General features: G+C 35.9%; 20 protein-coding genes. 12 read left to right on the forward strand and 8 right to left on the reverse strand.

The genetic code is table 11. The features are described from left to right. Positions 1-17: 17 nt before the first annotated feature. Complete coding sequence (locus AC07N0_RS02485; protein ID WP_494587979.1) at positions 18-1,544, forward strand: NADH-quinone oxidoreductase subunit N; 1,527 nt, start codon at positions 18-20, stop codon at positions 1,542-1,544. Between the two features lie 2 nt (positions 1,545-1,546). On the opposite strand, the gene AC07N0_RS02490 is transcribed toward AC07N0_RS02485, so the two are convergent. Further along, positions 1,547-2,056 carry a phosphoribosyltransferase family protein gene (locus tag AC07N0_RS02490; protein ID WP_494587980.1) on the reverse strand — a complete coding sequence of 170 codons (510 nt, stop codon included), beginning with the start codon at positions 2,054-2,056 and terminating at the stop codon, positions 1,547-1,549. Between the two features lie 242 nt (positions 2,057-2,298). On the opposite strand from AC07N0_RS02490, the gene AC07N0_RS02495 reads away from it, so the two are divergent. The 3 genes from AC07N0_RS02495 (at position 2,299) to AC07N0_RS02505 (ending at position 4,254) form a co-directional block, all read left to right on the forward strand. Then, complete coding sequence (locus tag AC07N0_RS02495) at positions 2,299-2,856, forward strand: YcxB family protein (protein WP_323251442.1); 558 nt, start codon at positions 2,299-2,301, stop codon at positions 2,854-2,856. Between the two features lie 154 nt (positions 2,857-3,010). Next, a complete protein-coding gene (locus AC07N0_RS02500; protein WP_494587981.1) occupies positions 3,011-3,538 on the forward strand; it encodes an RNA polymerase sigma factor in 528 nt (175 codons plus the stop codon). Between the two features lie 182 nt (positions 3,539-3,720). After that, on the forward strand, positions 3,721-4,254 hold the full coding sequence (locus AC07N0_RS02505; RefSeq protein WP_494587982.1) for a redoxin domain-containing protein: 534 nt from the start codon (positions 3,721-3,723) through the stop codon (positions 4,252-4,254). An 87-nt stretch (positions 4,255-4,341) separates the two neighbouring features. Here the strand turns inward: AC07N0_RS02505 and AC07N0_RS02510 are convergent, their stop codons facing one another. Then, complete coding sequence (locus tag AC07N0_RS02510) at positions 4,342-6,036, reverse strand: S41 family peptidase (protein ID WP_492800660.1); 1,695 nt, start codon at positions 6,034-6,036, stop codon at positions 4,342-4,344. Positions 6,037-6,274: 238 nt separating this feature from the next. Here AC07N0_RS02510 and ruvX point away from each other — a divergent pair, with 238 nt between their 5' ends. From ruvX to AC07N0_RS02550, 8 genes are all read left to right on the forward strand, one after another. Then, positions 6,275-6,691 (forward strand): Holliday junction resolvase RuvX, encoded by a 417-nt coding sequence (gene ruvX / locus AC07N0_RS02515; protein WP_309915932.1) that lies wholly within the window; start codon positions 6,275-6,277, stop codon positions 6,689-6,691. Between the two features lie 161 nt (positions 6,692-6,852). Further along, entirely contained in the window at positions 6,853-7,605 is a 753-nt protein-coding gene (locus tag AC07N0_RS02520) for a shikimate dehydrogenase family protein (RefSeq protein WP_494587983.1), read from the forward strand. 201 nt (positions 7,606-7,806) lie between these two features. Beyond that, the gene (locus AC07N0_RS02525) at positions 7,807-8,724 is read left to right on the forward strand and encodes a hypothetical protein (RefSeq protein ID WP_494587984.1); all 918 of its coding nucleotides are present in this window, start codon (positions 7,807-7,809) and stop codon (positions 8,722-8,724) included. Between the two features lie 49 nt (positions 8,725-8,773). Next, positions 8,774-9,379 (forward strand): hypothetical protein, encoded by a 606-nt coding sequence (locus tag AC07N0_RS02530; RefSeq protein WP_494587986.1) that lies wholly within the window; start codon positions 8,774-8,776, stop codon positions 9,377-9,379. 45 nt (positions 9,380-9,424) lie between these two features. Continuing rightward, on the forward strand, positions 9,425-9,964 hold the full coding sequence (locus tag AC07N0_RS02535) for an NADPH-dependent FMN reductase (RefSeq protein WP_494587987.1): 540 nt from the start codon (positions 9,425-9,427) through the stop codon (positions 9,962-9,964). 55 nt (positions 9,965-10,019) lie between these two features. Next, the gene (locus AC07N0_RS02540) at positions 10,020-10,397 is read left to right on the forward strand and encodes a nuclear transport factor 2 family protein (RefSeq protein WP_494587988.1); all 378 of its coding nucleotides are present in this window, start codon (positions 10,020-10,022) and stop codon (positions 10,395-10,397) included. Between the two features lie 210 nt (positions 10,398-10,607). Further along, complete coding sequence (locus AC07N0_RS02545) at positions 10,608-11,507, forward strand: helix-turn-helix domain-containing protein (RefSeq protein ID WP_494587989.1); 900 nt, start codon at positions 10,608-10,610, stop codon at positions 11,505-11,507. Positions 11,508-11,635: 128 nt separating this feature from the next. Beyond that, complete coding sequence (locus AC07N0_RS02550) at positions 11,636-12,655, forward strand: aldo/keto reductase (RefSeq protein ID WP_492800673.1); 1,020 nt, start codon at positions 11,636-11,638, stop codon at positions 12,653-12,655. 275 nt (positions 12,656-12,930) lie between these two features. Here the strand turns inward: AC07N0_RS02550 and AC07N0_RS02555 are convergent, their stop codons facing one another. The 6 genes from AC07N0_RS02555 to AC07N0_RS02580 form a co-directional block, all read right to left on the reverse strand. After that, entirely contained in the window at positions 12,931-15,321 is a 2,391-nt protein-coding gene (locus AC07N0_RS02555; RefSeq protein ID WP_494587990.1) for a glycoside hydrolase family 31 protein, read from the reverse strand. 40 nt (positions 15,322-15,361) lie between these two features. Continuing rightward, entirely contained in the window at positions 15,362-16,753 is a 1,392-nt protein-coding gene (locus AC07N0_RS02560) for a glycoside hydrolase family 5 protein (protein WP_494587991.1), read from the reverse strand. A gap of 7 nt (positions 16,754-16,760) precedes the next feature. Next, complete coding sequence (locus tag AC07N0_RS02565) at positions 16,761-18,524, reverse strand: glycoside hydrolase family 9 protein (RefSeq protein ID WP_494587992.1); 1,764 nt, start codon at positions 18,522-18,524, stop codon at positions 16,761-16,763. 89 nt (positions 18,525-18,613) lie between these two features. Continuing rightward, on the reverse strand, positions 18,614-19,813 hold the full coding sequence (locus tag AC07N0_RS02570) for a PQQ-dependent sugar dehydrogenase (RefSeq protein WP_494587993.1): 1,200 nt from the start codon (positions 19,811-19,813) through the stop codon (positions 18,614-18,616). Positions 19,814-19,897: 84 nt separating this feature from the next. Then, positions 19,898-22,699, reverse strand: a complete 2,802-nt coding sequence (locus tag AC07N0_RS02575; protein ID WP_494587994.1) for a glycoside hydrolase family 2 protein — start codon at positions 22,697-22,699, stop codon at positions 19,898-19,900. A 106-nt stretch (positions 22,700-22,805) separates the two neighbouring features. Then, on the reverse strand, positions 22,806-24,674 hold the full coding sequence (locus tag AC07N0_RS02580; RefSeq protein ID WP_494587995.1) for a glycoside hydrolase family 44 protein: 1,869 nt from the start codon (positions 24,672-24,674) through the stop codon (positions 22,806-22,808). Between the last annotated feature and the right edge of the window lie 10 nt (positions 24,675-24,684).

A 24,684-nucleotide genomic window follows, 5' to 3' on the forward strand; every position in this document is an offset into this window, starting at 1 on the left:
GTTTGTGAAGAAAAATAATGACCAAAAAAATAATCTTATCCGATTTACTAGCTCACATTCTTGAAAGCCTGAGCGTCATTTCTCCGGAAGTGTTCTTGGGGGCAGTATTTTTACTCCTTATCATCGTCGAATTAATTCTTTATAAATACATCTTCCAAAAGTCTGATTCATTAGAAAACTCAATTGCCCAAAGTTATCAAAATACGCTATGGGGTATTTCCTTGATTTCTGTTTTAATTGCCTTGAATCAAATCATTTCGCAGTTTTCAACTACCAACGATACTTTTCTGTTTGGTGAAATGCTTATTTTAGATAGCAAAGCCATTTTCTTTAAAATAATTACAACGTTTTCAGTAATCATTTTATTGGCACACATCTATGTTTCAAAAAGAAAATATGATGGCGAATTTTATCCTTTGTTGATTAGTATCTTGATAGGCCTAAATTTAATGGCAATGTCGGTCAATCTATTAATGATTTACCTTTCTATTGAAATCGTTTCTATCTCATCTTATGTGCTGACTACTTTTAATAAGACAAAAAAGGCATCCGAAGGTGGTTTAAAATACATCATTTTTGGGGCAGCTTCTTCCGCAATTATGTTGTATGGCATGTCATTATTATATGGCATGACAGGCACGCTTAGTATTGCTTCACCTGATTTTTCAAGAGGCATTGCCCAAACAGATAATGTAGCTTCAACGATTGCTATAGTACTGACACTCTCTGGATTTTTATTTAAAATATCCGCAACGCCTTTTCACATCTGGACGCCTGATGTGTACCAATCTGCCCCAACACCTATTGTGGCTTTTTTTGCTGTAGCGCCCAAAATCGCCTCATTCTTAGTAATTATTCGCTTTTATTCTATCATACCTACCGACCTAACAATCATCACTGCTATCGTAGCCTTGGCTAGTATTACTTTTGGCAATTTCTCGGCTTTATGGCAAAAAGATGCCAAAAGGTTATTGGCTTATTCAACAATAGCTCATACAGGTTTTATGCTGATTGGTCTGATAATGATTTCTGAATTAGGCATAAAAAGCGTCGTGTTTTATTTGATAGTTAGCTTATTTACTAATTTCTCCGCTTTTCTATTAATTGACTACGCAGCAAATAACACCCAAGGGCAAAAGCCAGACAATGCTTCTAAATTTATGATAGAAAACTTTAAAGGCTTGGGTAGATTAAATCCTTTGTTTGGAATATTAATATTAATCGTAATGATTTCCTTGGCGGGCTTACCTCCTACTGGCGGATTTATTGCAAAACTGAATATCTTTTCTGCTCTTTGGGAAGCCTACCAAGCTTCTGGTAAGCAATTATTATTACTCCTTTTTATATTTGGCTTACTGAATACGGTTATTTCTTTATCTTTCTATTTGAAAATACCATTCCTGATGTTTTTTAAAGAAAGTGAAGAAGGAGTAACATTCAAACTCAGCTTAGAACAAGCCGTATTGGCAATATTGTTGGTATTCCCAATTCTAGCATTATTTTTCAATGCAGATTGGCTTATGAATATTATCAATAGTTTATAAGGCTATTTTAGGTACACTCCCATTCGAGCTTCGTCGTCTAATACTACCGAAACATATTCGCTGAGGGTAGTTGAAAGCTCGTATCCTACGTAGTCTGCCAAAATTGGGAAACGACGATAGTTTCTGTCTACCATTACAGCTACTTGGATGCGTTTTACAGGGATACTTAAAAACGGAGATAATGAATAAGCAAGTGTTCTTCCGCTATTCAGCACGTCGTCTACCACGACAATGGTTTTGTGTTCTAAAAATCTTTCGTCGCAATCAAACTCTACTGGACTTTCGTAGGTAACATCTTTATCTACGTCTATTAATACGGCACTAGCCTCAATAGGTGAAATCTCTTGGAGTGTAGTGGCTAATAACTTGGCTAAGGCATGTCCCTGCCCTCTGATACCAGCAATAACAATATCCGACTCTTCAAAATTATTCTCATAAATTTCAAAAGCAATTCTTCTAATTTTCTGAAGCACTTGGGTCTGGCTCAGTATTTGGCTCTCAATAAGTTCCATATTTAATAATTCTAGAAAATTCTTGGATATATTTTCGTTAAGGCATTAAAATTAGCATTCAAAAACCCCTAAAACAAATCATTAAAGGTAATTTACCCATAATTTCATCTTTGGATTTAGGCAACCAGACTGATATACTTTCTTTATTAAATCATTAATTTGTTGGTGTTAATGCTCATTTCAACAAAACTTCCTTATTTTTTGTACCTTTGTCGTCTGAATCACCAAATTTTATTATAGACATGGCAAAAGGATACGCTCAGTCGCAACAAAGACGAGTACAACAACCAATTCAATCAAATCCATTAGCAATCAAAACAAAAAAGTTTGCCCTTGAAAAAAATAAATTCATCGGAATAAACATGATGCAACTTATTAAAAATCAATGGTATTGGGGATTTGTGCCTTTAGCATTAATTTTTATCAATGTTATTTTGAACCTTACAGGCGTTTATCATAACTACTGGATTTACGTGTTGACACTAATCGGAGCAATTGCATATTTAATATTTTGGGCAATTCAGTTTACTGGCGTTACCCAATTAGAACAATACAAACAGCTTTTTAGTAAATATCGTTATGAAATCGACAGTCGCCAGATTTTGATGAAATTGAGCGATACTGAGGGAGGTGTCATTAAATGGGACATGATTAAAGGTGCTAGAAAAGCTAAGGATGCCTACATTTTAGACATGGGGCAGTATCAGTTTATTTATTTACCATTTACGGTATTTAATACTGATAGTGATAAGAAGTTATTGGATAGAATCTTGAAAGACAAAGGATATTCAGTTGATTAGTAGTAACAATATCCAACTAAAATCCCCTGTAAACGATATTTACAGGGGATTTTTAGTTTATTTCAATAAATTCTCGATTAAGTAGGTGATATTTTATATGTTTTGGAATAAATAAACAAACGCTATTGTTGATAACTTAAATACCGTTTCCGAAGTGCAAGAGCAAGACATACTTTCAAGAATTAGAAAAGAAGAAAATGCAGCTTTCCAGTTGTTATATAAATTCTATTTCCCAACGATTCAAAAATACATTCTCCAAAATTCAGGTACGATAGCTGATGCTGAAGATATTTTTCAGGAATCGTTAATCACGTTGATTCATAAATCACGTGACCCAGCTTTTGTGCTATCTGCTTCGTTAAAAACTTATCTGTTTGCTATTTCTAAAAATCTTTGGTTGAAAAAACTACGAGATAAAAAAGAGGCTTCTCATGAAAATATGGAAGAATTCGACACTATGGATGAATCATTTGCTGATAATGAAGAACCTTCACTAGTAGAGAAAGTTACGGAACTTATGCACGTGCTTTCTGCAGGATGTGTAAAGGTGTTACATCAATTTTATTGGTTGAATCAACCTATCGAGGCTATCATGATGATGTCAGGATATAAAAATAAACATAGCGTAAGTACACTAAAAAATAAATGCCTGACGACCATCCGAAAATTGGCTAATAAATAATTATAAAAAAAATGTTCTTGCCTTGGTGATATTTGGTAGTGCATGGGAATAAAGTGTTGTAACATCAAACAATAATAAATTCAACCATGAATATTCTTGCTAAAAAATGGGTGCTGACAATAGTTAGTTGCTCAGTATTAATTAGTACTTATTTTATTATAGCAACAAATATCAACAAGCCCATGAAATTACAAACAAATCAAATCGCTCCCAGTTTTTCAACTATTGATATTAAAGGTAATGATGTAAGTTCAGCTACTTTGAAAGGTAAAAAAGTAGCCTTAATTTTTGAACGCTTTGTTGGTTGTCCCATCTGTAATTTACACGTTCATCAACTGATGAAAGTGCATGAACAACTCCAAAAGAAAGGAATTATTTTGGTAGTAGTTTACGAATCATCTAAAGAAAATCTACTTCAATTTGCAACTGTTGAAGAAATACCATTCGTTTTATTACCAGACCCTGATGGAATTCTTTACGATACTTTCGGACTACAAACTTCTTTAGGAAAAGTAATGAATGGCATCTTGTTTAAAGGTGCCTTTGCAAAAGTAAAAGCAGGGAAAAAACTGTATAAAGGCAAATACAAAAATGATGGAAAGATGAGTCGTTTGGAGGCTGATTTTTTAATCGACGAAAAAGGAATTATTAATAATGCTCACTATGCTAAGTTTGTGGGAGACCATTTACCTATTGAAGAGGTGATTGGATTTTAAATACAATCATAAACGGTGGTCGCTCTAGTTTTTTCATTTCATAGAGAAAAAAGTCAGTGCGACCACCGTTTATGAATAAGCTTTTGTTTACTGTTTACCCGAATGTGTCAACGTTTCAACTATTTCACCATGTGCCAATTTATCGGCTTTGTCAAAATTCTGTAGGGCCTTCTGAATGGTTTCATCAAAAGATGTCATCACTTGATAATATTCATTATTCAAGTTTTTACCCGCCTTTCTTTGCCAAACGCTTCTAGCAACCAAAGCCTTTATTTGTCCTTTGATATAATTGTTCGAACGGTCATAATCTTTAGCTGATTGTTTAACTTTTGCTTGGGTTGCCAATCTTTGTAAATCAGCCATCATGGCATCTGTTACAACAAACTGCTTGTTAAACTCTTTGAAGTTTAGTTTTTCCAGTGTTTTTAAATTCTTGTTTGCATAATTCAACGCATATTCTCGGATGATATTCTTACTGAACAATTCCGTTAAGTATTTAGAATAATAACTAGTATCTCGAGCCACAAACACATCAGGCGTAATACCTCCACCGCCATACACCGTGCGACCAGCAACAGTTTTATACTTCAATTTTTCATTGAATTTAATACTATCTGAACTAAAGAATTCTCCGCTTTTCATGCGTGTTTCATAGTCCTTTTCATAGTCTTCTTCCTTCCCTAACGAATATGGTTTCTGGATACTTCTACCACTTGGTGTATAATATCGCGAGATAGTCAATCGTAATTCAGAACCATCGTGCAGGGTAATTGGCATTTGTACTAATCCTTTTCCAAACGAGCGTCTGCCTACAATCAAGGCACGGTCGTTATCTTGTAATGCACCTGCTACAATTTCAGCAGCAGAAGCACTGTTTTCATCAACCAATACAATTACGGCACCTTTTTCAAAAATACCTTCCTGACGAGTAAATGTCTGTGAATCAAACTTAGACCCTTTGCCTTTGGTATATACAATCAGGCGTTCGTCTGATAAAAGTTCATCAACCATTTTCTCTGCACGGTCTTTGTACCCTCCAGGATTTCCACGTAAATCAAGCACCAAACGTTTTAAACCTTGTGATTTCAAAGAAGATAATACTTGATGGAATTCATCATACGTTGATTCTGAGAAACGATCTACTTTAATATATCCAGTCTGGTTATCCATCATAAAACCAGCATTGATAGAATACGAAGGAATCCTATCGCGTGTAACGGTAAATTGTCTGATTTTACTTTCTCCGCTTCTAACGATTTCAAGTTCAACCTCGCTTCCTCGTGGGCCTCTTAGCTTACTGAATATTAGGCTTGAATTTACTTTCTGTCCGATTAATGAAACGCCATCTGCTTTAATCAAGCGGTCACCACTTTTTATACCCACAGCATCCGATGGGCCACCAACCATGGCATTCACTACATAAACGGTATCATTAAAAACATTGAATTCTATACCGATACCATCAAAGCCAGACTCTAACTGCGAGCGAGCTGCGGCTACATCTTCCGTAGAAAAATAAGAGGTATGCGGGTCTAGTTTCTCTAACATTTTTTTTATAGAGAACTCCACCAAAGAGTCTGTACTGACAGAATCTACATAATTATTTTCAACTAACGAAAGTACCTCACGATATTTCGCTACTCCCTTAGCTACATTATTCATGCGTGACTGACCACTAAAAAAGTTGGCACCAATAAGCATTCCGGCTACCAAAGTAAAAGCAATTATGATGGGCAATCTGATAATCATCGGCTGATTATTCACGGGCTTATTTTCCTTCATCTTCAAACTGAATATTATTTTAACAACAAAATACCAATAAATTTCCAAAAAGTATATAATGTCTTATATTTTTCGAATAGGATTAGGAATTTTAATAACGTAGAATTCGTCAAGAAAATATTTGCCCAATAAAATGATGTAACTTTGTGAGATTATAAAACAATGAAACCTCACCACCAACCCCTCTCTGAATAGAGCGGGACGCGTAGTCGGGTTGGGGGTGAGGTTAAGCAACACCATGGGAAGAATATTAGCCATAGATTATGGTACTAAAAGAGTAGGTTTGGCTGTAACAGACCCTTTAAAAATTATTGCCTCTGCTTTAGATACTGTCCATAGCAAAGATGTTTTGAACTTCCTAAAAGTATATATGGAAAAAGAAAGCGTAGAAGCTTTTGTAGTAGGGATGCCTGTGAATCTTGACGGACAAGCCACTAATAATACCTCGCAAGTAAAAGGTTTTATTACTACGTTGAAAAAAGCATTCCCCGAAATGCCCATTCATTTGCACGACGAGCGTTTTACATCGTCAATGGCCATGAGTGCCATGATTGCAAGTGGCTATTCAAAAAAAGACCGTCGCGAAAAAGGGAACATTGATAAAATTTCTGCCACCATTATTTTACAGTCTTACATGGAGAGTAAGGGGATGTGAGTCATTGAGTGATTGAATGAATGAGTGATTTAGTGATTGTAATACATTCAAAATTAACATTTTTCACTTCGCCATTTAATTTTGACGTATTACTTAAAAATAACAATTTTTAACAAAGCTTATAGCCTACGGCTTATTGCTTAAAGCCAAAAACAATTAACATGAATCTTTACGGACTTATAGGTTATCCACTCGGACATTCATTTTCTAAAGGTTATTTTACTGAAAAATTCCAACAATTAGGCATTTCCGAAACTCATACTTACGAGAAATTTGAACTAGAAAATATTCAAGATTTACCCGCTTTGTTACAAAGCAATCGCCCACAGCTAAAAGGTTTGAATGTGACTATTCCGCACAAACAAAACGTAATACCTTTTTTGGATGCTATTGACGAAGCTGCCTTGAAAATTGGGGCAGTAAATACCATCAAAATTTTACCCGACGGCACAACTAAGGGGTATAATACAGATTATTGGGGTTTCCGATGGACGCTAGAAAAATGGGAAGATTTTCAAGCCATCAAACCACAAAAAGCATTGGTACTGGGCAAAGGTGGTGCAGCCAAAGCCATTATCCAAGCCTTGGAAGATTTAGGCTTAACCACCCAATATGTATCAAGAACGAAGGAAGAAGATACTATTACGTATGAGGAATTGACAGAAGAAGTAATGAACGAGCATCTTTTTATCGTCAATACTACACCTTTGGGTATGTTTCCAAAAGTAGAAAATTTTCCAGCTATCCCTTATGAGTTATTAACTGACAAACATTTGTTATACGATATTGTCTATAATCCATTAGAAACTACTTTCTTAAAAAAGGGATTAGCACATGGTGCCAAAGGCGTGCATTTTGGTTTAGAAATGCTTCATGGACAGGCGGAAAAAGCTTGGGAGATTTGGGGTGAATAATACTATTTATTGATATTTTGTTACTATTAGCCATCTATTTTTAGATAGTTTTTTATTGATATATGACCGTATGATAAAATATGGAAAAGATATTGATGAGGGATTTTGATTGTTTAGAAGGAATTGGGATATTGGGAAATGTTTGAAAATCACGTTTAAACCAATCAAATCCCTATATTTTAATCTTAATAAGAAATCACTATGAACAAAAAATTACTACTCTTATTTTTCACCATCGCATTATTTTTCAATCTTCGCTCTACCATTTTTGCACAAGTATTTGAAGAATATACAGTTGATGCTCTTTCCCAAACAGCCCCTTTAAAACCCAAATTAAAAGATTTTAAGACTTTTGATGTAAGGCTCATTAAATACACTGCCTTAAATGCTCCGATAGAAATAAAAAATTTCCCCGACAGTGACTTCTCAACGCTTTTGTCGTCTGTCTCATTCAATCCATTAAAACAAGTAACTGATGGGGGAGATTTACACGTGGTCGTATTACTACAAGCGTATAGTGATATGAAACTTGGTGCATATACTGGATTCTATATTACCCTCTACGACAAGTTTATGAACGTACAGGGAACATTTCAAAAGAATTGGAGTTATCTAGAACCCAAAGCTTCCAAAAAACTAACGGACGATTCTGTTTATAAAGTAAAATTTAAAGCAAACCTTGAAAGTGCGCTCGAAGACTTTTTAGCGACAATGTACAAAGCAGGCGTAGAAGGTCATGAAAAATATGTTCGTGTTACATTGGCTCAGTTTAGCAAAGCTAAAAATTGGCCAGATTTAAAAGACTTCAACGTAATTATCGAAGAAACTAACAAAACGCTTAGAAAACAAGGAACTAATGCTTGGTTAAAGGAAATCACTAAAGATGACATTAAATATTGGGGGGACTTTGTCAATGAAAAAGATGACACAGACCAAAATGATATAAAAAGAGCTGCTTTGCACAATTTGTGTGTTTACTATACGCTAAACCATGATGAAAAAATGGCAAGAGATTATTTAGAAAAATATAAAAAAGTAGATGTTGAGTTAAAATTTAATGGCGTAAAATTTAGGTATTCAGATAGAATAGAGGAAGTACTTATCAATTATATTCCCTAAAAAAGAAACAGAGCCTTTACTAACTCAAGAGATACCACTTGACGCAATCTTGGAAAAACACCAATTTATTACTGTTGAAGGCACGGCCATTCCTTATGAAGGTGATAAGTTTTTTAAAGAACCTTTTAAAGGAACCATCAAAATTGTAAAGCCAGAACCTTATTTCAATATAACCAACAGCGGAGCAGTATCTACGCTAGGTGGAAAAGATGTAGGAGTTCCTATCAAGCTTTTTAATGGTAAAGAATTGGTTAAACAACTTTATGCCTCTAATATTCAGAAGATAACTAGCAATGATGATTCCAAAGAGTTTGTTGTTCGTAAATTTAGATTGCTGACGTTTACCTACTTTACTCTTTTAGAGCGTACCTATAAAGGCCCTAAAGTTGCATTATACGAACAATTATTTGTCGAAGATTCGCCTGTTTCACAGAAAAGCTCTAACCCAGAACGTCAAAATGTAGCCCCAGAAGTTTATTTTTGGTTGGCTAAAACAGGCGATACAGAAGGAGTACAAACAACTTTTATTAACGTAAAAAAGAGACTTTTTGAATATTTTAGCGATTGTCCATCAATCAAGGAAAAGTACAGCGAAGTCTATTTTAATAATTTGAATATGAAAAATATCGTAGCAGATTATGATAAATGTAAATAATATTCGCTAACTGATTTTACCATTGTAAAGAACAAATTATCTAACATGAAAATAATTGCATTTGCAGGAAGTAATAGCTCTACTTCTATCAATAAAAAACTAGTAACCCACGTTGCATCCTATTTTGAGGGACATACAATTGAGATTCTAGACCTCAATGATTATGAAATGCCTTTGTTTAGTGTAGATAGGTTAGCAAAAGATGGGATTCCTCAATTGACATTAGATTTCGCTCAAAAAATAGACTCAAGTGATTTTTTATTGATTTCTTTAGCAGAAAATAATGGTGCATATACTACCGCTTTCAAGAATGTTTTCGATTGGCTTTCTATGATTCCTGAGCGTCCTGTGTTTGGGAATAAACCTATGTTTTTATTATCAACTTCTCCAGGAGCAAGAGGGGGAGCAAGCGTAATGGAAATAGCCAAAAATAGAATGCCTCATAGTGGTGGTAAAGTGATTGAGACGTTTTCTTTACCAAGTTTCTATAAGAGCTTTGTGGAAGGTAAAGGAATTACAAACATTGATTACGCTACGGAATTAGTTACTAAAATTGAAAAAATAAAGGAAGTATTGGCTATCTAAAATAGCATAAATTCCTTATCTGTCGAATCCAATCAATTCATCAATAGATAATCGTATGAGTAACAAAGAAAACATAATTAACAACTATATAGAAGGATACAATCAGTTTGATATTGATAAAATGGTGCTAGACTTTGACGATAATATTGTGTTTGAGAATATTTCTAATGGAGAAGTCAACTTGACTTTGTCAGGAATTAATGCATTTAAAGAACAAGCTGAACAGGCAAAAGCTTACTTCTCTGCAAGAACTCAAACTATAGCATCATTTGAGGACAAAGATGATGAAGTTGAAGTCGAGATAGATTATTATGCCATATTAGGAATGGATTTCTCTAATGGATTAAAGAAAGGCGACGAATTGAAATTAAAAGGAAAGTCTATTTTCAAGTTTTTGGATAATAAAATTGTTAAGCTTAGTGATATTAGTTAATGTAGATAAATTTATTAATCAAAAGAGGTCTTAGCATTCATTTACTACGACCTCTTTTGATTAATAAACCTTACTTTTCACCGCTTGACGTAGTGTTTTTCACTACTTCAGGGTGTACAAGCCATCTTCATTTTTGAGAATTAAAAAATATGCGTTGTCTATCAAAACTAAATCATAATTTAGTATGTTTGATTTTTATAATTATGCAAGATGGAACAAATTCATACTTTAGAAGATTTATATAAAAATCGTTTAAACTTTGTACCCGAAAACCTTAAAAATGACATAGGACATTTTAATGTTTTTCGGGTTGAAGATTTTATCGGAAATTCACAAAAACCGATTCCGTACAGTCGAAAGGATTATTATAAAATTTCACTGGTGATTGGCAAAAACCATTATCATTATGCGGATAAAATCGTGGAAGTACAAGAAGCGGGCATTTCTTTTGCCAACCCGATGATTCCCTACAAATTAGAAAGAATCGGCGAAAAGCAGTCGGGATACTTTTGTGTATTTACTGAATCTTTTCTTCAACAAATTCCCAATATCAAAGAATATCCCATTTTCAAAGTTGGCTCTTTTCCTATTTATGAGTTGGAAACTGAAAATATCACAGCATTCCGCCATATTTTCGAGCAAATGCTTACTGAAATCAACCTAGAGTACGTCTATAAGTACGATTTACTCCGTACTTTGGTACAGCAACTCATTCACAAAGCCATGCGTTTGAAACCCAACGAAACAGTGATTTCATCGCAAAATCATTCGGCAAACAATCGTATCACCTCTCTTTTTATTGAATTACTCGAACGCCAATTCCCCATTGAATCGCCATTTCAAACGATGAAATTACGAAACCCGATAGATTTTGCTACGCATCTTTCGGTACATATCAACCACTTAAACAGAGCTTTAAAAATTGTTACAGGCAAAACTACTTCTCAATTAATTGCTGAACGGATTTTACAAGAATCAAAAACTTTATTGAAACATACCGATTGGAACATTGCTGAAATCGGTTTTTGCTTGGGTTTTGAAGACCCTTCGCATTTTACTTCATTTTTTCGGCGTGCTTCACAAATCACGCCCAAATTGTTTCGTAACTGACAGGCAGATATACAATTGTTTGATTTTTTATATTTCCTGTTTCTTATGGGCTATTTATAGATGAGTATTTGTAAGGAATTTTGCAACAGATAAATATATTAATTAACATTCAAAAATAATCAACTACTATGAAGTATAATTATGTAGGCGAAACGGGTTTATTAGTCTCGGAGCTATGTTTGGGAACAATGACTTTCGGCGGACAAAATGCTGGAATGTGGGAAAATATTGGCAAACTACAACAGCAAGAAGTAAATGAATTGATTAAAGTAGCGGTAGAGGCAGGCATCAATTTTATTGATACCGCCAATATTTATTCTTTTGGACAATCGGAACAATTATTGGGGCAAGCTTTAAAAGATTTGAATATTCAGCGTGACCGAGTGGTGATTGCCACAAAAGTATTAGCCAAAATGGACGAATACCCTAACAGCACTGGACTATCAAGATACCACATTTTCAATTCAGTTGAAGCAAGTTTGAAGCGTTTGCAAATGGATTATGTTGATATTTTGTATGTGCATGGCGTTGACCCCAAAACTTCTATCGAGCAAATTGTGCGTACCCTCAACGACATTGTAAACACAGGAAAAGTACGTTATATTGCCATTTGTAACTGGCCAGCTTGGATGGTCGCTGAGGCTCAAACCTTTGCTAAATACAATGGTTTTCATCAATTCATTGGCTTGCAATATTATTATTCTGCTGTAAGCCGTGATATTGAGCATGAACTTGTACCTATGGCGACTCATCACAAATTAGCAATATTTCCGTGGAGTCCATTAGCAGGTGGATTTTTGAGTGGTAAATATACTCGGGAACAAGCAGAAGCAGGTTCGAGAAGAGTAAATTTTGATTTCCCTCCTATCGACAAAGAAAAAGGTTATGATTTAGTAGAAGTGCTAAGTAGTATAGCCAACGCCCATCAAGCTACGGTAGCACAAGTAGCTTTGGCGTGGGTCAGGCAGCAAAGTGGCGTAACAAGTACCATTATCGGAGCAAAAACTGTTGCTCAGTTGAATGATAATCTTCGCTCCGTCGAGATTCAATTAACGCCTGAAGACTTAGCCAAAATCAATGAAGTAAGTCCATTACCATTACAATATCCGGGGTGGATGGTGAACAGACAAAGTACTTATAGAAGTTAAAGATAAGCTTTTTAGAAGGTCGAATCACCTAGTAAGCAACGGTTAGTGGTATATGAGGACTCAACTTGGAAAAAATTATAAAATGCGTTATATTTTTGCAATGTAACATTGCAGTATACAGTGGCGTAGTGTAGTAACAGTACGCCAAGCAAGTGGGAAAGTCTATTTTCAAGTTTTTAGGCAATAAAATAATTCGACTTACTGATATTAGTTAATGTATATAAATTCATTAACCAAAAGAGGTCGTAGCAAATGAATGCTACGACCTCTTTTGGTTATTTTATAAACTTTACTTTTCCTACAAAAGGGTCTGTATCCAATGCAAATGCTTTCCCTTTTTTGCTCATTGAAATATCATGTAAAACATTATCAGATGGTAAACATATTTTACCTTTTACCTTATTAGCACTTACTGAGAAAGGTACTAGTTCCAACTGCAACCAGTCTAAATCATTGGTTGATTGTGCCAATTTGATATGTGGCAATATTGCACCGTCACGTACCAACATTACTACCGACAATTCTCCACCGTCAATCTTATGCCACCCACCAGCATAAACTTTCTTGGTTTGATAATCTATCCAATTTCCTTTGGGTAAATATACTTCTCTGCTTCTGGCATCTTGTTCAAAGAGCGGAGCAACCAGAATATCTGAGCCAAACATATATTCATTTTCAATTTGCCAAGAACCAGCATCTTCTGGAAACTCTACAAACAAAGCACGCATCATTGGTAAACCGTTTTCAGAAGCGTGTTTAGACTGTGCATAAATATAGGGTAACAGTTTATATTTCATTTCGATTACCTTTCGGAAATCGTTCATAAAATCTACACCATAATCCCACGGTTCTTTTGGTGGCTGTCCATGACAACGAGTATGCGATGACAAAGCTCCAAATGGCAACCAACGTCGGTATAAATCTTGTTGGGTTCTTTGTGTAAACCCTCCAATATCATGACTCCAGAATGAAAATCCAGAAACGCCTAGCGATAAACCTCCACGCAATTCGGCTTCCATACCCATATTGGTAGATTCGGCATCGCCACCCCAATGCAGAGGGTAACGTTGCGAGCCGGCCCATGTGCTTCTAGCCCAAATGATATTTTCTCCGTTGATTTCCTTGGTTAGTTCAGACACAATTTTGTTATAACGTAAGGGATACAAATTATGCTCATAAAAGCCTGTACGACCATTGGCATAAATTCCCTTGTATGGTGCAGCCTCGCCAAAATCTACCTTGATGGCAGCTACACCCATTTTCAATAAATTACCAATTTTTTCACGATACCATTGGATGGTATTGACATTGGTAAAATCTAAGACAGCATCCTCGTAGGGAATATTACCTTTGTCATTTTTTATGAATAATCCTTTATCCACAATTTCTTGAAAAAGGTCATTTTTAGGTACGAAATAAGGCAATTGCCACAAACAAGTACGAAAACCTTGTTCCTTTAAATCCGAAATCATTTTGACAGGGTCTTTAAAACGATTCTTAGAGAATTGATAATCACAACGCCAATCGGTTTCAAACCATCCTGTATCGAAATGGAGTACATCCGTCGGGATTTTGTTAGCCCTTAGCTTAATCGCCACATTGCGTCCGTCTTCTTCTGAAAAATACGTAATACGACTCATCCACAACCCAAAAGACCAAAGCGGAGGCATAGAAGCCTTACCCGTTACATTCGTGTATTCATCCAGAATTTCTTTGGGTTCACCCAAGAAAACGAATAAATCTAACGATTCGTCCCCAATCATTAATGCATTAGCAGCACCGTAGGTAGCACCAAAATCGCAAGTAATGGGCGTAGAAGTGTGCATAAACATGCCGTAGCCTCTTGAACTCATAAAAAATGGAATAGGCTTATACATGCCAGCCGTTTCGATACCATTAGGGTCTGAGGTATACAAATTTACTTTTTGACCATACTTGTTCAATTTGGTAAATGATTCGCCACAACCAAAGATTTTCTCATCGGGCGATAGCGTAAATACGGGCGCAATACTGCGTGAATAGTCTGCCGCACGGCGTACAAAACAGAATGGCATCGAGGCAGTATAGGAAGTTTTATTATCTACAAATCCACGGGTTTTGGTTAATAATTTACCCGCCTTATCTCTGAATTCTATTCCCCAAGGACTTTCGGTAATCGTCACTGTTCCGAAGGCACTTTTGTATTGATGACCTTTTGCAATTTTGGTATATTGCCAAGAATTATCACGAGTAGGTTCTTTTACTAACATCAACGATGGTTCGTCTGCCCTTGTAATCGTACCAGTATTCGCACGGATTCTTACCGATTTTGGCGAAATAAATTCTATTGAAAAAGGTAGAACAGGGTTCTCTGCATACTCTGGTCCAGGGAATTCATTCCCCGGCACTTTATGCAAAGCCGACTGTGTATAATTAAACGCATGAGCAGGAAAATACTGATTTCTTTTCCATTTGATACTACCCGAGCCTGTAGTAGGATTAAAACTAGCTAAACTATCTGCTACAAAATAGGTATTGGTAAAATCTTTAAAATCTTTGCTAAGGTCAACAGGTTCGTTGAGCATTGTTTGAGTATTTTGAGCAAATGTGTATTGACCTAGGAAAAGTCCCAAACACAATGCAAACAAAACACCTCTTTTGGCATGCGAATAAATATTTATTTTCATATAGAATAAAATGATTAATGGTTAACAATGCATCAACTTGCTACGGCTTTTCTACTTTTTTATACCCTACGATTCTATTTTTAGCATCAAAAAACTTTAAAATATAAGTACCTGATTGCTGTTTATTTACAGTCAGTTTTTTCTTACTTAATTTTTTCTTTGCAATAGATTTTCCTTGAAGATTTATTAATTGAGCGGAATAAACGGCATTACCTGTACTTTTTATCGTAAAAACATCTTGACGAGCATTGGAAAGAATAGCTACATCTGTTAATTCGGGCGTTTTACTTAACCCTAAAGTTTTTAGGACATAATTTCCAATATCACTCTTTATACAAGGTGATAGTGCTGTAGTTCCTTTTTGAAACATATTGAATCCTCCATTCCATTCCCACCAAGCAGATGGAATATCTAAGGCAGTCAATGCATCGTAAACAGCATTGGCATGTCGGCAACGACTATCAGCATCTGCGAAATTACTATAAGAGCCAAACTCTCCTAAGAAGATAGGTACATTTTTCTGAATAGACCATTCTTTTGCCTTGGCAAGTGCATTATAAATTGCTTCGGGGGTTCCATATCTTGCATAGTGGGTAACGTTGTATTCCACCCAAGTTCCTTTTGCTGAAGGGGGTACTACTAAGTTTGCATTATCTGTACTCGGAAAAGGAATATTTCTTAAGTCTCTTACTTCTGGGCTTGTCCATGTAGCTCCTTGATGGGTAAAAATAAAAGGGTCGTAATAATGAAAACTATAAATAATATTGGGGTCTGAAAAAGGCTCGGATTTTAATAAACCTTCTCTACTATTCCAGTCATGAAAACCCACCACAAGTGTATGACGAGGAGCAATGGCTCTGACTGCACTGATTAATTGATTGGCCTCTGCTCTCCATTCGTCTGCGGTGATGTCATGAGGTTCATTTTGTAGTTCAAAAAATACTTTTTCAGGGTCTGTATTTTTGTACCTTTCTGCTACGCTTTTCCACAAAAATAATTTTCTATCGATGGTATTTGCTTCTGGTATCGAGCCGTTGTACTCAGGATGATGCAAATCAATCACTACTTTTAATCCATTGTTTATACACCATTTAATGAGAGAATCTGTAGCAGTTAATCCAATCGGATAATCCCATTGATAAGGTGCTTGTATAGAAGCAAAGGCACTAAAACAAACGGGCATTCTGATAGTTTTAAAGCCTTCTTTAGCAATATCCGTAATCATGCTTTTGCGTTTCATTACTTCTGACATCTTTATAAAATCACCATAATGGTTTGCCTTTGTCCCTAACCAATAGTTTTCTAAATAAGAAAGATTCATTCCTATGCCCAGTGTGGCGGCTCTTTTCGAAGCAATTGTTTGCGAGAAAAGGGTATTATTCAATATTAAGCTTATACTGAATAATACAAAATATACAATGCTTTTTTTCATGTTAATATCATTTTATAGACATGGTCATTTTTGATTGTAGAGCTTCAATGGCAGCAGATAAATAGGCCATCGGAGCATTCCAATTAATCGCAATTTCGTTAGTCGAATATGAACAATCTGCATCTAAATAAGATTCATCAGCTACTTTAGTGGTATATCCTACACATTTATCCTGTTGTCCAGGATTTGTCCCTCCTGACAAAAAACCGGGCAAAGGTTCAACGATGCCATCAGCCATCGCCAAACGGTGATGCGGATGCATAGGCGTTTTTGAGCCAAAGGCTGTCATAAAAGAATAACCCGTTGCATTTCTACCAAGCAGGTAATCTAAATTGCTTAAAGCTAAAGCTAAGTATTTTGTATTTTTTGTCAATTTAAATGCTTGAATCATGGCTATTCCTTGATTGGCAGCTCCACCAGAGCTTCCCCACATAAAATCTCTAGCGGTTCTTCCCATTACTGTTTGGAAAGAACGCTTCTCAACACCATTTGCCAACGTATCTATAAAGGCAATGAGTCTGTTTTTCAAAGCAGGGAAATCCTCTTTTGCTTTTCCCGTTAATTGATGCTGAAATCTTGCTAAGGTATAATATCCTAACAAACGTACTTGATTCCAAGCAGGTATATTCATTTTTGCGTTAAGCCCATTTTCAATAGTTTTGTAATAGCTATCATTTTGGGTAGTGATATATAATTCAGTGGCTGCCCAGAAAAATTCATCTGAGAAATCATTATCGCCATAAGCACCCGTCGTTATTTTGGGCAAAAACTGCTCATTTAATTTATTTTGGTCATATTTTACCGCTGGATTCTTGATTGCCCAATTCCAAGCACGATTAGAAGCTAACAAACAAGAATCAGCCAAAGTGGGAAACTGTTTTGGAAATTGTTTGAAAACCCTAGCGGCTTGTGCCATCACTGCTGCAAAATCAAGGGTGGCAGCAGTACTTTTTTGTACTGCATATCTCGTTTGGGTTGCCTCAATAGGCATAATAATTGGGTCAAAAACGGCATTGGTTAATTTATGATAAACACCACCATCGGTATCTTGCATGGTTAACATCCAACGTAAATTCCACAGTGCTTCGTCTAATATATCAGGAACTTCATTATTACTTTCTGGAATATTCAGGTTTTGTTGTTGAAAATACGCAGGGAAATCTTCGTATAAAGAAAAGAGTGTTCCCATCGTAATGCCTGAATTAACAATATACTTATTATAATCTCCTGCATCGTACCACCCTTTAGGTGATGAAATAACCGTGCCTGCTGGTCTTTCAGGACTAACAGCCGAGGCATGAATTAATATTTTGGTATCTGGATGTGCAAATGGTCTTGCCCATTTGTCAGCATATTTTGAAGGAAGTTCGGTAGAGGCTCTTTGATAATAAAAGGCTTTTAAGGATGCCTTAGCCATATTTTGATGAACATTAGCACGCACTTCAAATGGATAAGAAATCCCTAATGAGGGTACTTCTATTACATATTTACCTACGTTTTCTACGCTTGAAAAGTCTGCTATTTGAGTGGTTTTGTCAGAAAATTCGGATTGGCGTGAGGCACTTAATTTACCTACCAACACCGTTTTGGTTAAATCGGTTGTTTTAACTAAAAAAGTAGCTGCTTTAGCATTAACAATAACGGCTATTTTAGGCGCATTTGGATAAAAACCAATTTGATTAAGGCGAATATTTTCTGATACTTTTTGACCAAAAATTGGATGAAAAATAACAGAAAACACACAGAACATTATATATTTAAGGATATTCATTGGATAATTTTTGTTTATAAATTTAAATTTTAAGGATAATTATTTTAGTTGTAAGTGATGATTACTCACCACTTACAACTCTCAATTCATCATTTCTTAGTCACTAACTGATACAATGCACCTTTATCACTTCCTAAAAGTACCGTTAATAAATACACTTCACCTGCTTGGTCTTCGCCAAAGCTGTAAATATGCCAGTTGCCTGCCTCTTGCGAGATAGAAAGTTTTTCTCTGTTCCACTGCTCTTTTTTACTATCAGTCAACGCCCATACAGGACCAGTCCAATCCGCAAAAATATATTTCCCATAAAGTGCAGGAATTTGTTTACCTCTATACACAAAACCTCCTGTAATACTCAACCCGTCTGAGTGAGGGTATTCAGCAATAGGATTAATCCAGTTTTTAGGGTCTGGGTCGTTCGGGAATTTTTCATGTAACCCTTCTCTAATTCTCCAGCCGTAATTACCTCCTTTTGTTACAAGGTCTACTTCCTCATAATTATCCTGACCAACGTCTCCTACAAATAAATCTCCAGTTTTTTTATCAAAACTTATACGCCAAGGATTTCTGAAACCATAAGCGAAAATCTCTGGACGTATCTCTGGTTTTCCAACAAACGGATTGTCATTAGGAATACTGTATGGCAATTGCTTTACATCAACCCTAAGGATTTTTCCTAAAAAGTTACTAAGGTTTTGAGCATTACCAAAATCGCCGTGTTTGTCATTTTGTCCACCTCCATCGCCTACTGCAATGTATAAGAATCCATCTGAACCAAATTTTAAATCACCTCCATTATGGTTAGATTGTGGCTCGTTAAATTCCAAGACTGTTTTAGCAGTACTTTCATCCACAGTATTCTTATTTTTGCTTGAAACGGTATATTCTCTGATTAAGCTTTTATGGTCAACGCCTTTCGTACCACTTGCTACAGGTATACTACAGTATACGTACAGCTTGCCATTTTTAGCAAAATCTGGATGAAAAGCTAAGCCTAACAATCCACGTTCTTCATAGCCTTTTTTCTTAACTACTTCGTCAGTAATATCTAAAAATAAGGTTGGTAATACTTTCCCTTTTTGTATAATCTTGATTTTTCCTTCTTGCTCACCTACAAATAATCTGCCTGATTTATCATTAGGTTCAGCAAAAACCGTTGGGTGTGACAATTGGTCTGAAATCAGTTTTTTATCAACTTTAATAGCCGAAATCGTTTCCTGACTATAACTTGTACAGCTACATACCAAGCTGAAGAAAAATATATTGCTAAGTTTTTTTATCGTTGTCATGTTTTCTAATTGTGTTTGAGTGAATTGTGAATGATTGAATTATATTTTTTAAAAAAATAAATTCGTTTATTTACAAGTCACTAACTAGTTTTCAACAGCTTTATTTTTAAAATCAAATAATATTTTGCCTTTAATAGGTGTATAATTCAGCATCATATTTTTCTGACTTTGAGGGCCATATAAATTAGCTGGATTAAACTTTGCCCCTATCGGACTAATACCATTTAAGAAACCAATATTTCCTGTGGGAAAAGGAGGACTAGTATTATCATTGGTCGCACCTTTAGGTTTTTGAGGTTGAAACATCTGTAAAAACATATTTTCGTCTTCCGCATATACCGTAAAAGCACTTTCTTTGGTTTCAATCACTACCCATTTCAAGTCTGAATGATAGCCTTTGAACTCAGGGTATTGAAAGTCCTCTCCTGTAATAGCATCATTATAATCCTTATGCCATACCCCATATTTCAACCCTTTCATGCGGTTTTTCCACACTCTGAAAGGCCCACGTCCCAACCATTTCATGCCAGTAATGTTACTTTCTGGATAATTGAAGGTAATTCCCATAAAGTCTGCATCACCTTTTTGTGAATATTGATATGAAAGTTCTACAGGGTTATTGCTCGAAAATTTCCACCACACATTGAAATATCCGCCATCACCACTATAATTAACCGCTACTTCATAGCCATTAGTCGTAGCATAATGTTTGAACGATTTTAAGGTCACATTTACCCCTGCCAAACTAGGTCCATTTGACAATGAAATGTCTGATTTTGAATTGTTTACTTTAGATAAATAACCTGTAGTCTTATCAAAAACATAGGTGGTATTATCAGCCTTAATCGTCAAGAAATTAGCATCTTCGCTTGCATCAATTTTTGAAACAGTGTTTTTTGAGGCAACTATCTTGGTAATGTCTTCTTGTTCTTCAGGAATTACCCACGACCATGTGAAAATCTCCTTACCATTCGGGTCGGTTGCTTTTAAATAAAGTGCTTCACTATCTGTCCAATTGCTAGGTAAATTCAATTTCAAATACCCTGTTTCGCCAGCAGGAATGGAAGTAAACGCAGGCTTTCCTGTTTGATTTACGATGACTTCTAAAGACTTATCGCTTGGTTTTGGGAAAGAAACCAATTGCCATTCAAAAGTACATTGATTCAAATCGGTGAAGGAATAATGGTTTTCTACGGGCAACTTTCCATCAAAAGTGCGGGGTAAGTATTTTTTGGTAATTCTTACGGGCGACCATATTTCTTTGATGGCATAAAAGCTAGCTTCTTTTTCACGATGTGGTCCCAAGATTCCATCTGGTGCATTGTTTCCAAAGCCATCAAGAATGCCATTTTTATCTGTTCTTACAACGGCTTCATCTACAAACGACCATAAAAATCCACCTGAACAATGCGGATGTTTCAACATCAAATCCCAAAAATCCTCTAAGCCTGCTCCATGTCCACCATCATATAAGCCGTGCATAAATTCAGTGGGCATCATGATGTCTTTATCGTACAAAACAGCATTTGCCAAGTAGTTATAAGTAATATAATGTTTAGAATCGAATCCATTGAAACGCTCCCAAGGGTGAAACACTGGGCGTTTTTGTGGGTCGTACAGAGCAAAATCATTATCTAACCCTCTGTTCCAACCTCCCTCGTTACCATTATCCCAAAATAAAATAGATGGATGGTTTACATCACGAATCACTACTTCTTTCACCAGTTTTCTGCCGGGAATAGTGTCGTATTTGTTTTGCCAGCCCGTTAGCTCATCCATTACATACAGCCCTAGTGAATCACAAACATCTAAGAAATGAACATCGGGAGGATAATGCGACATTCTAACGGCATTCATGTTCATTTCTTGCATCAACTTTACATCATTGATACTTACTGATTTGCTAGTAGTCCTGCCTGTTTCAGGATTAAAAGAGTGCCTATTAGACCCACGAAGCATTACCTTTACGCCATTCACATAAATACCATCTCGCTTTCTGACTTCGATACTTCTAAAACCAAATCGCTGAGTGCGTGTATGAATGATACCTTTTTCATCTTTCAATGAAACCTTTGCCTGATACAAATTAGGATTTTCAGCATTCCATAATTTTACCTGTTGAAAAGCTTGTTTTAATACTGTTTTCTCGTCAGCAGGATTAATTTTAGCGTTAAACAACGCTCCTACGTTTTGCCCTGACAAAGTTTGTACTTGTACATCAACACTTTGATTAGCAGTAGTTTTGGAAGTAAAAACATCTACAGAAAAATTGCCATCTGCTTTTGCATCAATCGCCAAACGCTCAATAAAACTTTGTGGTACTACTTCCAAATAAACAGGACGATAGATGCCACCAAAAGCCCAAAAATCACCATGACGTTCAGCAACATCAATCGACCTATTGGCTGAGGCTTTGTTGACTTTTACTTCCAGTAAATTTTTACCTGTTTTTAATAAAGCAGTAATCTCGTACTGAAATTGATAAAAGCCTCCTTGATGCACATCACCTGCCAATTTTCCATTGATTTTCACTTCGGTGTCAGTCATTGAGCCTTCAAAAATGATGTAGACCCTCTGACTCTTCCACGTCTTGGGAACGTCAAAAGTGTGTTTGTAAAGCCCCTGCTCGTCTGCCTTCGTTTCTTCTTTCCGATTTTCGGTACCGTAACTGTACTTGCCAAAACCTTGTAGTTCCCAATTAGAAGGCACGGCAATTTTAGTCCACTTTCCACTGTTCATTCCTTTATTACAAAAGAAATCCCACTGTACGGTATGGTCTTTATCAGTTCCAGAAAGATATACTTTTTGGCTTTCTTGAGCGAATGCATTCAGTGATAGCAAAAAAATGCTTACCCAGAAGGCATAAAATAGTTTGTTTTTTTTCATACTAATTCATTGAAGGTTTAATTTTTCCATTCCAGTGAAATATTCAGTAAAATATTTCCGCATGAAATTCCGAAAAACAAAGCACTTCCCTGTATGTATTTACTTGTTAATAAGTTAAAATCTTCTTTATTACTACCGTTTTATCGTTTGATAATTTGAGTAGATAAGTCCCAGGTTTTAATTTTTGATTCACTTTAATAATCGTATCGCCGTCAGTAATCACCTGCGTATGAATTTGTCTTCCTGCTTCGTCTATGAGTTCCAACTGCTTGAATTTTTCAGTACCAGCATCTACTGTAAATTCATTCGTGCATGGATTAGGGAAAACTTTAACAGTATTTTCAGGCTCTGTTAAAGTCCCTAAAACAGCGGAGTATTGTCCTAATTTGCCAACCAATTGTATCGAAGTAATTGACATAGCAGGGAGTGTAAGCGAAATTGCATTGTTGTTTATTGCCACATCACTTTTATTTAAAGCATTCTGAGAGTGAGATACAAACGTTTCTGTAGTGGGTAATGATTTTAATGCAAGTGATGAGGCACTTTTACCTGTTAAAACGAAGTTATCAAAACTTAAAGAAGTAGTTTTGGCACTTGTCGAAGAGCGATTTATCAACACAACTGTCATCGAGTCTTGCGTAGCATTGATACTTGGATAAGCCGAGACAAGGGTTTCATCTGATGAGCTACTTTTGATTGAAAAGCTTTTATTATACCTGCTAAATAAATGCAGTGTTTCCCACATCCCCGTACTCCATGACCACGGCGTAAAAATCTCTACTTCATTTTTCATGAACTCACCTAATGTAGAACCATACCAAACAGCCATCGCACTAGGGTCGGTGATATTTACGCCCGATTCAGTCAAGCCCAATTTTACTCCGTGGTTTGTCCCTAAGTATTTATCAAGCCAGTCGTTTACTCGTCCAAAAATATATTCTTTATTCAATGAATTATCATAGCCTCCATTGACTGTTTTTACGCCATTTGCTTCTGGGTACACATAATTTCTATCAAAAAAGACACGATGATATTGTACTACTTCATCAACTTTGTTACTACTTGGATAAAAATGTATGTCTAAAACATCTATTAACTTAATGCCTGAACTTTTTTGTTCATCAGCCACTCTTTTAATGAAATATTCTAACCACGGATAGGTTTTACCATCCGCAGTAATGGCTTTTGGCCAATTATACCATTGCCATTCATTGGCTATTACGGGCCCAACTAATTTAATAGTAGGAAATTTGGCTCTGGCTTTTTTTGCCACCTCGAAATACTTCTGCATAAATTCCTCCGCTGAAATCTGAACAGGCATTACATCATCGTGTGTACCATTCCATATTTCTACTTCATTATCCATGTTCCAATATTGCAATTGGTTTTTATCCAAGGCTAAATCTTTAAACCAATGGTCAAGAATAGCAACGGTTGAATCTGCTGGCCAATTTTCAAGGTATTGATTAATGTCTCCTTCTATCTTAGCTTTAGACCCCGTAGGATTTGGTGTACCATTTCCAGCCAAATTTTGATTGACACCTTCCCACCATTGAGAATTATTATAGCTCCAATCTGCGAAATTAGCCTGATTGGTTTTGGCTACTTTGCCCAATAATTGAAATGCCCACATTCCTTGGGCAGTAGGCATATTACTTTTTAGTGACTTTGCCGCTACATCCCAATCGTTGGCATACACATTGTTATACCAGTCTGGATGAGAGGAAAGCTTTTTTCGCCAATTATATTTTGTGCAGTTATTTCCACCGCTCTCTCTAAAAAAAGTTACGCCTGCATCTTTTAGCATCGTCCAGTTAATATTCAATACTTTTCCTGGGTCTGTCGAAAGCGAATTGTTCCTTCCGTATAGGTATGGAGAGATGGCTTTTTTTTCAGCAGTAGCATCAATTTTAATTGATACCTGTGCTTTAGCTGACAAGCCTATGCAAATGAATATGGCTAAAATATATTTCATGATATTTTTA

Source organism: Arcicella sp. GW821-FHT09D11, from assembly GCF_059416265.1.